The following is a 14,037-nucleotide window of genomic DNA, read 5'->3' on the forward strand; positions in this document are numbered from 1 at the left end:
GCACTGGTTCGTCTACCAGTGTAGGAGATCAGCCCCGGTGGAACACCCGGTGCCCGGCGAACCACGTCTCGGTCACCTCCGTCGCGGCGATCCGGTCCGGGTCGGTCCGGAAGGGATCGCGGTCGAGCACCAGGAAGTCGGCCGACTTCCCGGGCGTCAGCGAGCCGGTCACGTCGTCGAGCCCCATCGCGCGCGCCCCGGCCAGGGTGAAGCACTCGATCGCCTCGGGCAGCGAGATCGCCTGCTCCGGCCACAACGCGCCGGGGTGCGTCCCCGCCGGATCCCGGCGGGTGACCAGGCCCTGGATGCCCTCCCAGGCGTTCGGCGACTCGCTCACCGGCCAGTCGGAACCACCCGCCACCAGCGCACCGCTGTCGAGCAGGTCGCGGTTGGGCTGCATGCGCGCGGCCCGCTCGGGCGGCAGCACCTCGGCGATGGCGGCCGGGATGACGCCGGGTACCCAGAGGAACGGCGAGATGTCGGCGGCGACGCCCAGTTCGGCGAACCGCGGCAGGTCGTCCGGGTGCACGAACTGGCCGTGCGCCACCTGGAAGCGCGCCTCGGTGAAGCCCGCGGCCCGCACCTTCTCGACCGCGTCGAGGGTGGCGCGGACGGACGCGTCGCCGGTGCAGTGGACCTTGGCCGACAGCCCGGCCTCGGCCGCCGTGCGCAGCCAGCCAGCCAGTTCCTCGGCGGGCATGGTGGTCGCGCCGAGGTGACAGGCGCCGTGCGCGTCGTCGGGCAGGTACGGCTCCAGGAAGGCCGCGGTGCGCGTCGGCGGCACGCCGTCGAGGAAGATCTTCACGAAGTCCGGCCGGTGGTGCTCGGTGCGGTACCGCCCGGCCACCTCCAGCAGCGGCGCGCCGATCGGGTCGAAGCCGAAGATCGGGTCGTTGATCAGCAGCGACGACACCACCCACGCGGGCAGCTCGCCCGCGTCGTCGAGGGACTTCAGCGCGCGCAGGATGTCGGCGGAGACCCCGGCGTCCTGGAACGCGGTGACGCCGTATGAATGCAGGGTGGCGATGCCGTGCCGGGACGCGGCCGCGTGCTGCTCGTCGGTGAGCGTCCGGGTGGCGCGCAGTGCGTGCTCGACCGGGACGCCCGCGGCCTCCAGCAGCACGCCGGTCGGCGCGCCATCGCGGTCGCGGACGATCTCGCCGCCGGCCGGATCCGGTGTCGCGGCGGTGATCCCGGCCAGTTCCAGCGCTCTGGTGCTGACCCAGCGGTTGTGCCTGCTGTCGTCGGCGAGCGAGACCGGACGGCCGCCCGCCGCCTCGTCGAGCGCCAGCCGCGCCTCCGTTCGGGAGAGCGTTCCGACCAGTGTGGACGCCCAGGCACCGCCGACCACCCATTCGTCCGGGCCGAGGGACCCGGCCTGGGCGCGGACCGCGGCGAGGATGTCCTCGAAGCCCGCCTCCGCGCCGAACCCGAGTTCGAACAGGGCCGCGCGCCCGGCCAGTGCGTGGTGGTTGTGCACGTCGACCAGGCCGGGCAGGACGAACGCGCCACCGAGGTCGAGCACCTCGGTCTTCGGTCCCCGGTCGAGGTCCTCCAGCGAGAGCACCCGGCCGTCCTTGACCGCCAGCGCGGACGCCCACGGCCTGCCCGGGTCCACCGTGTACACCGTGGCGTTGGTGAGGATCAGGTCGGCGGCCAAGGTTCAGCGCGCCGGGTCGAAGGTTTCCGGGTGCACGGTGGTGCTGAGCAGCCTGCCGTGCGCGCCGAAGGTGAAGTGGGTCGGCGTCTTCCCGGTCGAGTCCAGTCCGAACAGGACGCCGTGCGAGCGCAGGTTCCTGGCGTCGCGGTGATCGGCGACGGTCACCGAGGCACACGGGATCACCTTCTCGCGCCAGGTGAACACGTAGATCCCCGGCCGCAGTTCGTAGACCGAGTTCTCGTCGGTGTCGGCGAGCCCCTTCTCCGGACCGGCCAGGCACTGCCAGGTGTACCAGTGCGGGCTGAGGTACACGTGTTCGTAGGCGTGGGCCGTGCTGTACACCCACAGCACCCGGCGGCCGACCAGCGAGGTGCTCGGCGCGAGCGGTTCCCCGCGGGCTTCGAGCCCGGCCACGGTGGCGGGCAGGAAGGTCTGGGTGACCCTCGGCGAGGTGTCGCCGATCCGGCTGAGCACCAGCAGCGCGCGGCCCTGGCGCAGGTCGAGCAGCAGGGTGAAGGCCTCCTCCTGGCGGGCGCGCGGGTGGAACTGCACGTAGTAGAGGTCGTCGTCGACCAGGAAGGTCTCGCACCGGTCGGTGCCGGAGCCGTGGTAACGCCATTCGATCCGGGTGCCGGTGAACGAGGCGCCGAAGGTGGTGCCGTCGGCGCAGGTCAGCTCGTACGAGCGGCCGTGGAGGTCCCCGACGGTCGGCGCCTTGTTCGCGTCGAACCCGGGCGCCAGGCCGTCCAGCGGCAGCCAGGTGGAGGTGTCGGACAGGGTCAGCTCAGGCATGGGTCGGTCCTTGGTCGTCGTGGCAGTGCCCGGCGGAGCCGGTGGGGAGGTCGAGTGCGGGATTGCGGTCGTGGAAGCCGTACGGGCGCAGGGTGAAGCCGGAGTAGTCGACGGGCATCACCGGCCAGTCCTCCGGCCGTGGCACGTGGGTCGGCCCGAACACGTGCCACAGCACCAGGTCGGTGTCGACGAGGTCGCGGTCCGCCGCGGTCCACGCGGGCAGTCCGGCGCCGCCGGGGTGCGCGTTCGGCCGGTCGCCGGCGGGGAACCGCTCGCCGGCCCGGAACGGGGTGGCCCACAGGTGGTGGGTGGCGAAGGTCGCTCGCTGGTGGACGGTCGATTCCGGTTGCGCCATCAGCGTGGCCGACGGCCTGGGCACGAGCTGGTAGGCGGTCGGCGTGCCGAGGCGGTTGGTCTTGTCCGCACTGCGGATCTCCCACACGCGTGCCTTGGCCGGGTCTGCCTCGCGCTGTGCTTCCTTCTCGGTGCGCAGCGGGGTTTCGCGCCAGGTGAAGGCGTTGCCGTACGGGTTCCGCTCGCCGGTCGGCACGCCTTCGACGTCGATCTCGAACAGCGAGTTGCGTTCTCCGTCGACGGCCATGTCCAGCCGGGCGCAGAACAGGTGCTGGTGCACCGGGGCGAACAGACCGGGCGCGATCTCGTTGGCGTGCCGTTGTTTCTCGCCGGGGTGCCCGGCGCCGGCGAACACGATGCCGGTGGCCTTCGCCTCGAGTTCGATGGTGCCGTCGAGGTAGAGGTACCAGAAGAAGCCGTAGTCGTAGTTGCCGATGGTCGAGATCGAGGAGATGACGAGCCGCCGCGACCGGCGGACCTCGGCTTTGCCGTCGAGATCGGTGTGCTTCCAGAGGATCCCGTAGTCCTCCTCGTGCAGGCAGATCGCACGCGGGATCTCGACGGGGTGCCCGTGGTCGTCGGCGACGAACGCGGGGAAGTAGTGGATGACGCCCAGGCAGTCGCAGCCGAGCCGCAGGTTGTTGCCGTTCTTGCCGAGCAGGTACTCGCCGGCGTCGAAGTAGCTGATCCAGAACCGGCTGGGGGAGGTGTCGCCGTAGGGCACCACCATCTCCGGCATCGACGCCCGGTGGAGCACCGAGCGCCCGCCGAAGGTGAGCTGGTGCAGGGTCAGGCCTTCGCGGGCGTTGAAGCCGACGCGCAGGCGCCAGCCTTCCCAGGCGACCTCGCTGCCGTCGACGGTGAAGCTGGGGCCTTCGGGCTGGGTGATCTCGATCGGCTTGAGCGTGGTGCGGGGCGGGACGTCGCCGTACCGGCCGTGCTCGGGCGGGACCGGGACGTCGCCCTCGTCCTCGACGCGGATGACCCGGCGTTCGGTGAGGTCGATGTGCACGATGAGGCCTTCGACCGGGTGGGCCCAGGGGCTGTCCTGGTCGTGGTCGCGCAGGAAGGTCAGTGACCGGATCACCCGGCCGGTTTCGTCGGGCCTGCCGAAGTAGCCGGGTGCGAGCGGGGCGCAGAAGGCGTGGTCGACGCGGTCGGTGAGGCCTCGGCGGGCCATCGCCTTGCGCCATTCCGGGGCGGCTTTGGTGATGGCGGCGGCGAGGTCGTACTCCTCGAAGAGGTAGGCGGGCTGGCCGGTCTCGATCTCTTCGCACGAGAGCAGAGCGCGCTGGGTCACCGAGACCACCGCGTCGGTGGCGCGGCCGGTGGCGGTGTCGAGCAGCGTGTACTGGATCCGGCGGTTCAGCGCTTCCGGCTCTGTCTTGTCGGGTTCGACCGGGATCGCCTGCGGGACCCGCGTGGTTTCGGTGAGCAGGCCCTCGGCGTCCAGAACCGCGCGGCCCGCGGCCAGCTCCTCGGCGGTCAGCGGGTCGAGTGGGTGCATGTCCGCAGTCTCGGGTCTTCGCGGACTCGGCGGAACGCTCTGGTGGGCGCCGTGCGGTCGCGGACAAGAAGGGTGCACTGACGGCCAACCAGGCGCCGGGCGCGGGCCCGCAGGATGGCGGCATGCGACTGGATCTCGCGGGCAAGACCGTGCTGGTGACGGGCGCGGCTTCGGGCATCGGCCTGGCTTGTGCCCGGGCGTTCCTGGCCGAAGGGGCCCGGGTGGGCGCGCTGGACCGGGCCTCCTCCGGGGACGTCGGCCCGGATGTGCTGGAAGTCCGTGCCGACGTGACGGACGAGTCGTCGGTGGCCGCGGCGGTGGAAGCGGTGGCCGGGAAGTTCGGCGGGATCGACGTGGTCGTCGGCTGTGCCGGGATCCAGGGGCCGGTCGGGGCGCCGATCGCCGAGACTTCGGCGTCCGAGTTCGGCGAGGTTCTCGCGGTCAACGTGACCGGGCAGTTCCTGGTGGTCAAGCACGCGGCACCCCGGCTGACCGCGGCTGGTGGCGCGGTGGTGCTGCTGGCCAGCGATTCGGCCTTCACCAGTGCGCCCGGCATGGTGCCGTACTGCGCGTCGAAGGGGGCGGTGGTCGCGCTGACCAGGGCGCTCTCGGTCGATCTGCCGGGCGTCCGGGTGAACTGCGTGTGCCCGTCGGTGGTGGACACGCCGATGGCACGCGCCGATCTCGGTGCGGTGCTCGATGCGCCGGAGTTCCCGGTGCAGGCGGCTTCGGAGGTCGCACATCAGGTGTTGTTCTTGGCTTCTTCGCTGTCGCGGACGGTCAACGGCCAGGCCGTGCTCGCCGATTTCGGGGTGTCCGCGCGGTCCGGTTTTCCTGCCTAGAAAGGACTTTGAGTTGGACGAGAGGGTTGTCGCGATCACGGGTGGCGGTACCGGCATCGGCGCGGCGGTGGCCAGGCGGTACGCGTCCGAGGGTGCGCACGTGGTGGTGCTCGGCCGCCGGCGCGAGCCGTTGGAGGAGGTCGCCGCGGACACCGGGGCGCACGTCATCGCCTGCGACGCCAGCGATCGGGTGGCGGCGGAGGACGCGGCCGCGGAGATCATCGGGCGGTTCGGCAGGCTGGACGTGGTGGTGGCGAATGCGGGCGGGCACGGTCTGTCCTCGGTGACCGACACGGGCGACGAGGAATGGGAACTGGCGCTGCGGTCCAATTTGTCCAGTGCCTTCGTGTTCTGCCGGGCGACCTTGCCCTCGCTGGTGGAAAGCGGCGGGCAGGTGGTGATCGTGTCGTCGCTGGCCGGGTTGTTCGCCGGGCCGAACGTGGCGGGGTACACGGTGGCGAAGCACGCTTTGATCGGCCTGACGCGGACGATCGCGCGGGACTACGGACCGCGGGGCGTGCGGGCGAACGCGGTGTGCCCGGGCTGGGTGCGCACCCCGATGGCGGACGGTGAAATGGACCAGTTCGCGGCGGCGGCGGGTTTCACGGGTGGGCACGACGAGGGCTACCGCCGGGTCACCGCCGAAGTCCCGCTGCGGCGGCCGGCGGAACCCGAGGAAATCGCTGCCATCGTGCGGTTCCTGGGGTCGGGGGAGTCCTCGTACATCACCGGGGCGGTGCTGGTCGCCGATGGCGGCGCACATGCGGTGGATCTGCCCACGCTGGCTTTCGAGCGGGCTGGGATGTAAGGGGTGAGGCTGCACGACCGGGGCGTCTACCACGCCCGGTCGTGCAGCCTCACCGGCCGCCGAGGTAGGCGGTGTGCAGGGTGTCGGGGGAGGACAGGAGGGTGGCCGCGTCGCCGGAGTAGGTGACGCGGCCGGAGGACACCACCAGCGCGTCCCGGGCGACGCCCAGTGCCAGGTGCGTGAACTGCTCGACCAGCAGGATCGCGGCCCCTTCCTCGGCGAAGCGGGTGACCATCGGCAGGAGCCGGGTGAACACGACCGGGGCCAGGCCCAGGGACATCTCGTCGATCAGCAGGAAGGACGGGCGGGCGGCGAACGCCCGGGCGAGCACGACCATCTGCTGCTCGCCGCCGCTGAGCAGGGCGGCGGGGGAGTCGCGGCGCTTGGCCAGTTCCGGGAACAGGTCGAACAGCTCGTCCGCGCGGGTGCGGGTGTGGGCGGTGAGCATCAGGTTTTCCAGCACGGTGAGGCCGCCGAACACCGCGCGGCCCTGCTCGATGTGGGCGACACCTCGCCGGGCGCGGGCCACCCTGGAGTGCTTGGTGACGTCGACCGCTCCGATGTGGACGGTTCCCGCCGCGGCCGGGACCACACCGGAGATGGCCTCCAGCAGGCTGGTCTTCCCGGCCCCGTTCGGGCCGACCAGGGCGGTGATGTGCCCCGGTTCCAGGGTGAAGCCGACGTCCGAGATCACCGGGCCCGCACCGCGCGTGACCGTCAGGTCCGTTACCCGCAAAGCGTTCACAACAGCTCCGTTTCACCCATGTACGCCTTGAGCACCGCCGGATCCGCCAGCACCTCGGCCTGCGGTCCCGAAGCCAGCACCCGGCCGAAGTCGAGCACGGTGATCGTGTCGCAGACCGAGCGGACCAGGTCCAGGTCGTGCTCGATGAGCAGGACCGACACGCCGAACCGCGCGGGCACCTGCCGCAGCCGTTCGCCGAAGGCCACGTGCTCGGAGTGCGGCAGCCCGGCCGCCGGTTCGTCGAGCAGCAGCACCCGCGGCTTGGCCAGCAGGTGCCCGACGACCTCGACCAGCCTGCGGGCACCGACGTCCACCTGGGACAGTGGGGTACGAGCCGCGGGGCAGCCGAAGAAGTCCAGCGCCTCGGCGATCTCCGCGGAGGTGAGCCGTCGCCTGGCGACGAACCGCAGGTACGACTCCACCCGCAGGCCGGGTGGGACGCGGTCCTGCTGGAAGGTCCGGCGCAGGCCGGCGCGTGCGCGTTTCGACGGCGAACCGGTCAGCGGCTTGCCGTCCAGGTCGACGGTGCCCTCGGCGTTCGTCAGGAAGCCGCTGATCGCGTCGACCAGGGTCGACTTGCCTGCTCCGTTCGGGCCGATCACGCCCAGCACGCCGTGTTCCGGTACCGAGATGTCCACTGAGGACAGAGCGTCGACCTCGCCGAACCGCACGCTCAAGCCGCGGACCACCAGTACCGGCGGCCCGGGCGAAACCGGGGCGGGCGTGGCGAGGCCGTCGGCCAGTTCGAGTGTCGCGGGGACGCGGGAGCGCCGGTACCACAGCCGCCGGACCGCGGTGCCCAGGTTCCCGCCGCTGGTCAGCGCCTGGATGCCGAGCAGGCCGAACACCACGAACCCCCAGTCCTGCGGGATTCCCCAGCGCTTGAGCAGTTCCGGCACACCGACCCAGAGCACCGCCCCGAAGACCGCCATGTCGATCAGGTGCGCCCCGGACATGATCGCCAGCACGTACAGCGCCAGCGACTGGATCGCGGTGAAGCTCGCCGGGAACGCCAGCCCGACCTGCCCGGTGAGCAGGCCGCCGCTGATGCCGCCGAGTGTGGCGCTCACCGCGAACGCGGTCAGCTTCGACGTGCGCACGCTGGCCCCGGCCGCCGCGGTCCCGCGTTCGGAGAACGCCACCGCTTGCCAGCCGCTGCCCCAGCGCCCGCGCCGCAGGAAGTGCACTGCGAGGCAGCACAGCACCAGGACCACCACGGCCAACAAAAAGTACGACCGGTCGTCCGAGAAGTTTTCCGGGCGCTCGACCGACAGGCCGGAGGCGACTCCCGGGAACTGGAGTTGCACCAGGGCGAGATCGGCGGCGGCCGCCAGGCCCAGCGTGACCACGGCCAGGTTGATTCCGCGCAACCGCAGTGCCGGGAGCCCGACCAGCACCCCGACCAGTCCCGCGGCGAGCCCGCCGAGCAGCAGCCACACCAGGAAGCCGCCGGGGGCCTCGGCCGCGTTCAGCGCCGAGACCACCCAGGCCCCGACCGCGCCGAAGGTCAGCTGGCACAACGAGATCATGCCCGCGCTGCCGGTGACCACCCCGAGCCCGAGCAACGAGATCCCCGCGACGATCGCGCTCATGCCCAGGTACACGAAGTACCCGTCGAGCCCGACGCTCAGCGCATACCCGATCGCCACGGCCACCGCCGCCACCACGAACGGCAGCGCTCGCTCAACCAGCCGCATTCGGCACCTCTTCCTTCACCGGGAACGGCAGTGCTCGGTCAGCGAGCCGCATTGGGCACCTCCGCTGTCGCCACGAATGGCAGTGCTCGGTCAGCGAGCCGCATCCGGCACCTCCGCCGTCGCCACGAATGGTGGTGTTCGGTCATTCCGCACCTCTTCTGTCACCACGGACGGCCGCGTCCCGTCAGCGGGCCGCATCCCAGACTTCCTTGCGTTGCGACCACAGCAGCAACGCCACGATCACGCCGAACGGCAGGAAGTACCGCGCCACCGACAAACCGTCCACCTGGGCCGCCGCGCCCTGCACCAGGCCGAGTCCCAGGCCCCCCGCCACGGCCAGGTCCAACCGCCGGAAGCCGCCCAGCAGGGAAGCGGCGGCGGCCGGGACCACCAGCATCGCCAGCGAGGTCGCGTCGTTCGACTGCGACGGCGCCACGATCGACACCACTAGCGTGCTGACCACCCCGGTAGCCGCCCACACCGCCACGCTGAGCCGTTTCGCGGGAATGCCGAGCAGTTCGGCGGTGGTCGGGCGTTCCGACAGCGCTCGCAGCTCGACCCCGGCCGAGGTTCGGCTCAGCACCAGCTTGCTGGCCACCGCGACCACCACGGCCAGCGCGACCGTCACCACGGTGACCTGGCTGATCACCACCCCGCCGACGGTCACCGCCGGCCCGTCCAGGATCGGGTGGAACGGCTGCGGCTTGTTCCCGAACAGGATGAACGACAACGAGATCAACAGGAGCAGCACCGCCACCGTGACCGCCGACCGGGTACCGGTGTCGGCCTCGGCGAGCCACGTCGAGATGATCCAGCCGAGCAGCGCGCTGAGCAGACCGCCCAGCGCGATGCCCGCCACCGTGGCCAGCCAGGTCGGCAGTCCGAACTGGACGGACAGGAACACCGCCACGTAACAGCCGAACATCCCGGTCGCGGACTGGGCGAAGTTGACCACCCGCACCAGCCGCGACATCAGCGTCAGGCAGACCGCGAGCACCGCGTACAGCCCGCCCGCCGCGAGGCCGGCGAGTGCGCCTTGCAGCATCGGTACCGCCTCCTAGTTCCGCGCGGGGATGTGCAGCCAGTCGTCGGCCGCGAGCTCCCAGCGGTTCGTGCCGGAGGCGAGCTTGATCGGCCAGCCCGCGGTGTTGTCGTGGTGGGTTTCGCCGGGACCGAACACGTACGGCGTGCCGACCATCGGATCGCTGATCGGCTGCATCTCACGCAGCGCCTTGGTCACCGACTCCCGGGTGATCTCGCCGCTGATGCCGCGGATCACGTCGAGGAAGTACTTCGCCGCGAGATAACCGCCTTGGCTGAACGAGGTCAGCGGGATGCCGTTCTTCGTCATCAGCTCGCGCCATTCCTTGTTCTGCGGGCTTCCGGCGTCGGTGAACGGGTAGAACTCGGCGGGCACGTACACCCCGGCGCCGGCGTTCGAGATGGCCTTCGCGTAGTTCTCGCTGTAGACGCTGGTCAGCAGCAGCCAGGTGACGTCGGTCCAGCCCTGCGCCTGCGCGGCCTTGAGCTGCCCGATCGAATCCGGCTCGACCGGGTTCACCGTGATCGCCTTGCAGCCCGCGTTGCGCGCCTTGACGATGTAGGAGGTGTAGTCGGAACCGCCGTACGGCACGGTCGCGTCCATGTACTTCAGCTTCTTGCCGGTGATCGCCGACCACTCGTCGATCGCCGCCTGGTAGGACGGCAGCGTGTTGCCCGCGATCTCCAGCAGCGCGCAGATGTCGGTCAGCCCCAGCTGCTCCGAGCCGTAGAGCAGGCTCAGCGTCATGTCGTGGTACGGCCCGACGTTGACCGGTGCGATGTTGGGGCTGGAGAAGCACGCCGGGTCCACGCCGATGCCCGACATGGACAGGATCTTCTGCTGCTCGTAGTACTCGGCGTTGATCTCGCACTCGATCAGGCTGGACGAACCGACCATCGCCACCGCCTCGTCGCCGCCGACGATCTCGCGGGCCGCCGCCGCGGCCGCCGCCGGGTCGCCCTTGTCGTCGAGCGCCTTGTACTCGATCTGCCTGCCGTTCACCCCGCCGCCGGCGTTGGCCGCGTCGAACACCGCCTTCGCCGCCTGCGAGGCCTCGGGAAAGGTGGCCGCACCGCTGAGCGCGTTGACCGAACCGACCACGATCGGGCCGCCGGAACCACTTTCCGCACCCGCGCACCCCGCCGCGGTCAGCAGCACCACCGCGGCGACCGCACTGAGGCGCCGCATCACCGCGCCCCGGCCGCGCGGACCACCGGGGCGGAGTCGACGATCTGCTCGAAGCTCGCCAGCTTGCCACCGTCGAACTTCCACACGTGCGCGACGCGGGCGGTGAACGAGCGCCCGGTCTCCCGGTGCTTCCCCTGGTACGAACCGAGTCCGATCACCGCGTCACCGGCATCGAGCAGCTCGGCGAGGGTGAAGGCGTACCCGTCCCAGTCCCGCGCGATCGCGTCGAAGACGTTCTCGCGGACCTCCTCCGGGCCGACGTACGTTCCCGCGTAGGGGAAACCGGCGGCCTCGGTCCACGTGGTCTCCGGACCGAGCGGGGCCAGCATGCCCGCCAGATCCCCGTTGTCGCTGGCGTCGTAGTGCGCCGCGATGATGTCTACATTGGACATGGAAGCTCCTTCAAACCGGTTGCGCGTCGGGGTAGGCGACGGTGCCGAGCGGGTAGATGTGCCCGCCCGCACGGGAGTGCTCGGACCGGCCGTCGCCGGTCAGGCCGAGGAAAACGCCGGTGGTCCGCAGGCCGTAGCCGAGGTCGTGCAGCCACACGCTGGCCACCGCGATGCGGAACTCGCGGAAGCAGAACAGGTAGAGCCCGTCTTGGAACTTCCACACCGTCGACAGGTCCATGTCGCCGTGGCCGCGCTGCACGCCTTCGAGGCACTGCCAGGCGTAGCGCTGCGAGGACACGTACACGTGCTCGTAGAGGTGATCCGGGCTGTACCGGTAGATGTTGCGCTTGCCGATCAGGTCCCGCGACGGCCCGGGAACGGAACCGGACGGCGTTCCCGCGTCGGTGGTGCCCGAGGAGAACGTCTGCGAAACCCGCGGAACCCCTTCGACGTCCTCGGCGCCGATGACCGACCGCACGGCCAGCGCGCGGTGCGTCGTCGAGGAGAACACGACGGTGAGCGCTTCACCTTCCACGCTGGTGTGCGGGAAATTCACGAAGAAGACGTCCTCGCGCACGGCCACCGCGTCGTACGGGTCCTTGATCCCGTTGCAGGTGGCCGTTTCCGCGTCGTCGAACCGCAGCGCGAGCGTGGTGCCGTCGTCGAGCGAGACGGTCAGCTCGCGGCCGGTCAGGTCCGCGTTCGGCAGGCGGTAGGTGGCTATTCCGGCGGCGAACTCGTCATAGGTGCGCCACTGTTCCTCTGGTGTTCCGGGCATGCGGTCATCGTCGAGTCGCCCGCCCGGCCGGGGCCAGCGGTCACGCGCTGGGCGGCAAGAACCGGTCGCTCACGGTCAAGCCACGGCGTAGTTCACTCGGCGAGCGGCCGAACTCGGTCTTGAACACGCGGCTGAAGTGCGGTGCGTCGACAAAGCCCCACTTGGCCGCGATGGCCGCGACCGGCCGCGCGGCGTGCACCGGGTCGAGCAGTTCGCGGCGGCAGTGCTCCAGCCGCCGGGTGCGGATCCAGCCGGACACCGTGGTGCCCTGCTCGTGGAACAACCCGTGCAGGTGCCGCGTGGAGATGTAGTGCTCGGCGGCGATCTGCGCCGGGCCGAGGTCGGTGGAGGACAGGTTCGCGTCGATGTAGGCGAGCACCCGGCGCATCAGCTCGTGGTGCGGCCCGGCGGTGGCGCGCGCGAGGTCCAGTTCGGTGGCGAACAGGGTGGCGAGCAGGTCCACCGCGGTGTGCGCGAGCCGGACCCCGGCCGGCCCGCCGAGCTGGTCGAGATTGGTGCCGAGCTGGGCGAGGAAGGGCACCACCACGTTGCCCATGCCGCGCTTGCCGGACATGCGGACCGCGGTGAGCTGGCCGACCAGGTCCCGCGGCAGGTCGATCAGCCGCTGCGGGAACATCACCACCAGCGTGCGGAAGTCCTCCTCGAACACCAGCGAGTACGGGCGGTGCGTGTCGTAGAGCGCCACGTCACCGGGGCGCAGCAGGGCCTGCCGGTCATCCTGCACCAGCAGCCCGGTCCCGGCCAGGATCAGGCTCAGCTTGTAGTAGTGGCGATCGGCCGCGGCGATCAGCTCCGGGGTGCGCTCGACCACGTGCGCGGTGGCGGTCACCTCGGACACCTGCACCTCGTCGGCACCGCAGGAGCGGATGCGCCCGCGGAACTGGTCGCGCTGGTCGCTGGTCACCCGCAACGGGACGAACGACCGCGAGACCACCGCGCGGAAGTCGGAGAAATCGCGTGCGACCAGGGTGGTGGTCGGATCGGCGGTGGGGGACACGGCGTCACCTCACGACATCGGGAGGACCGGAATTTCATATACGATAAGCGATACGATGCCGCCGGGCAATCATCCCGGCACCGATCTCGAGATCTTTCTGACGGGATCCGTCGCCGGGGTTTTCCGGCACTGGTGCCCGTACAAGAGCCTGAAACCACCGGTCTGACCAGCACCAGTGCAGGATTCCCGCGTTGACGGGCCCGATCCGGGTACCTACCGTCTGCCCGCATGGTGATCGACGAACTGGACCGGCGCATCATCGGCGCGCTCCAGCTCAACGGCCGCGCGCCGTGGAGTGCGATCGCACGCTGGGCCGGGGCCAGCGAGACGACCGTGCAGCGCCGGTTCGCCGCGCTGCACGAGCGCGGGCTGGTGCACGTGGTCGGTGTGATCGACCTGGACCGCACCGCCGCCGGTTCGTCGATGCTGGTGCGCGTGCAGGCCAAGCCGGGCCGGGGCTGGGAGCTGGCCGAGCTGCTGGCCGCCCGGCCCGAAGCGCGGTTCCTCGCCGTGGTCACCGGTTCGGCCGACCTGGTCGTCGACTTCGTCGCGCACGACAACGACGAACTGCTCCGGCTGCTGTTCACCGACCTGCCGGGTGCCGGGCTGATCACCGGGACCGACAGCGTCGCGGTGATCCGCACCTTCACCACCGCGCCGATGTGGGACACCGGCCTGCTGCCGCCCGAAGCCGCCGACGACCTGCGGCCAGGGCACCGGCCGCCGTACGAGCGCGACGACTGGAACACCCCGCCGCGGCGCCCGAGTGAGCTGGAGAGCGCGGTCGCCGAGGAACTGGCGGCCGACGGAAGGCTCCCGGTCAGCACCATCGCCCGGCGGCTGGGCCGCAGCGAGTCGAGCGCGGCCAGGGCACTGGACCGGCTGGTGGCCACCGGCAGCCTCCAGTTCCGCACGCTGGTCGAACCGGGACTGCTCGGCTACGCGGTGGAGTTCATGCTCTGGCTCTCGATCCACCCCGGCAAGCTCACCGAGGCGGGCCGCTGCCTGGCGCGGCACCCCGGCACCAAGTTCCTGGCCGCGTCCACCGGCCGCTTCAACCTGGTCGGCCAGATGGTGCTGCCGAGCACCGCCGATCTGTTCCGCTACACCGACGAGGTGATCGGCAGGCTGCCCGGCCTGACCGCCTCCGACGTCACCCTCCACCTGGCCACGCTCAAACGCGCGTGGACCAGGGTCGACCGTTCCCAGTGACC

At 71.0% G+C, this 14,037-nt stretch carries 13 protein-coding genes; 3 read left to right on the top strand and 10 right to left on the bottom strand.

Annotated features, from left to right (window positions below; all coding sequences use genetic code 11):
* Nucleotides 1-28: 28 nt before the first annotated feature.
* From JYK18_RS28680 to JYK18_RS28690, 3 genes are read right to left on the bottom strand one after another with little or no spacing between them, the layout of a single operon-like run.
* Complete coding sequence (locus tag JYK18_RS28680) at nt 29-1,660, bottom strand: amidohydrolase (protein WP_206806558.1); 1,632 nt, start codon at nt 1,658-1,660, stop codon at nt 29-31.
* 3 nt (nt 1,661-1,663) lie between these two features.
* Nucleotides 1,664-2,452 carry a molybdenum cofactor biosynthesis F family protein gene (locus JYK18_RS28685; protein WP_206806559.1) on the bottom strand — a complete coding sequence of 263 codons (789 nt, stop codon included), beginning with the start codon at nt 2,450-2,452 and terminating at the stop codon, nt 1,664-1,666.
* Complete coding sequence (locus tag JYK18_RS28690) at nt 2,445-4,313, bottom strand: primary-amine oxidase (protein ID WP_206806560.1); 1,869 nt, start codon at nt 4,311-4,313, stop codon at nt 2,445-2,447. Before JYK18_RS28690 ends, JYK18_RS28685 begins: the two co-directional genes overlap by 8 nt.
* A gap of 122 nt (nt 4,314-4,435) precedes the next feature.
* Between JYK18_RS28690 and JYK18_RS28695 the strand changes: the two genes are divergently transcribed.
* Nucleotides 4,436-5,155: an SDR family NAD(P)-dependent oxidoreductase gene (locus JYK18_RS28695; RefSeq protein ID WP_206806561.1), complete on the top strand. Its 720-nt coding sequence runs from the start codon at nt 4,436-4,438 to the stop codon at nt 5,153-5,155.
* A 13-nt stretch (nt 5,156-5,168) separates the two neighbouring features.
* On the top strand, nt 5,169-5,963 hold the full coding sequence (locus JYK18_RS28700; protein ID WP_206806562.1) for an SDR family NAD(P)-dependent oxidoreductase: 795 nt from the start codon (nt 5,169-5,171) through the stop codon (nt 5,961-5,963).
* Nucleotides 5,964-6,012: 49 nt separating this feature from the next.
* Here the strand turns inward: JYK18_RS28700 and JYK18_RS28705 are convergent, their stop codons facing one another.
* The 7 genes from JYK18_RS28705 to JYK18_RS28735 all read right to left on the bottom strand — a co-directional run bounded on the left by JYK18_RS28705 (nt 6,013) and on the right by JYK18_RS28735 (nt 12,823).
* Nucleotides 6,013-6,708 (bottom strand): ABC transporter ATP-binding protein, encoded by a 696-nt coding sequence (locus JYK18_RS28705; protein WP_206806563.1) that lies wholly within the window; start codon nt 6,706-6,708, stop codon nt 6,013-6,015.
* The gene (locus JYK18_RS28710) at nt 6,705-8,405 is read right to left on the bottom strand and encodes an ATP-binding cassette domain-containing protein (protein WP_206806564.1); all 1,701 of its coding nucleotides are present in this window, start codon (nt 8,403-8,405) and stop codon (nt 6,705-6,707) included. The genes JYK18_RS28705 and JYK18_RS28710 overlap by 4 nt, the downstream gene beginning before the upstream one ends.
* A gap of 184 nt (nt 8,406-8,589) precedes the next feature.
* Nucleotides 8,590-9,450, bottom strand: a complete 861-nt coding sequence (locus tag JYK18_RS28715) for a branched-chain amino acid ABC transporter permease (RefSeq protein ID WP_206806565.1) — start codon at nt 9,448-9,450, stop codon at nt 8,590-8,592.
* 12 nt (nt 9,451-9,462) lie between these two features.
* Complete coding sequence (locus tag JYK18_RS28720; protein ID WP_206806566.1) at nt 9,463-10,635, bottom strand: ABC transporter substrate-binding protein; 1,173 nt, start codon at nt 10,633-10,635, stop codon at nt 9,463-9,465.
* Nucleotides 10,635-11,027, bottom strand: coding sequence for a nuclear transport factor 2 family protein (locus JYK18_RS28725; RefSeq protein WP_206806567.1), 393 nt, complete (start codon nt 11,025-11,027; stop codon nt 10,635-10,637). The genes JYK18_RS28720 and JYK18_RS28725 overlap by 1 nt, the downstream gene beginning before the upstream one ends.
* A 10-nt stretch (nt 11,028-11,037) precedes the next feature.
* Nucleotides 11,038-11,805 (bottom strand): MoaF C-terminal domain-containing protein, encoded by a 768-nt coding sequence (locus tag JYK18_RS28730; RefSeq protein WP_206806568.1) that lies wholly within the window; start codon nt 11,803-11,805, stop codon nt 11,038-11,040.
* Between the two features lie 40 nt (nt 11,806-11,845).
* The gene (locus JYK18_RS28735) at nt 11,846-12,823 is read right to left on the bottom strand and encodes a helix-turn-helix domain-containing protein (RefSeq protein ID WP_206806569.1); all 978 of its coding nucleotides are present in this window, start codon (nt 12,821-12,823) and stop codon (nt 11,846-11,848) included.
* A gap of 228 nt (nt 12,824-13,051) precedes the next feature.
* Between JYK18_RS28735 and JYK18_RS28740 the strand changes: the two genes are divergently transcribed.
* On the top strand, nt 13,052-14,035 hold the full coding sequence (locus JYK18_RS28740) for an Lrp/AsnC family transcriptional regulator (RefSeq protein WP_206806570.1): 984 nt from the start codon (nt 13,052-13,054) through the stop codon (nt 14,033-14,035).
* Nucleotides 14,036-14,037 lie beyond the last annotated feature (2 nt).

This window comes from Amycolatopsis sp. 195334CR, from assembly GCF_017309385.1.
Lineage (GTDB): Bacteria > Actinomycetota > Actinomycetes > Mycobacteriales > Pseudonocardiaceae > Amycolatopsis.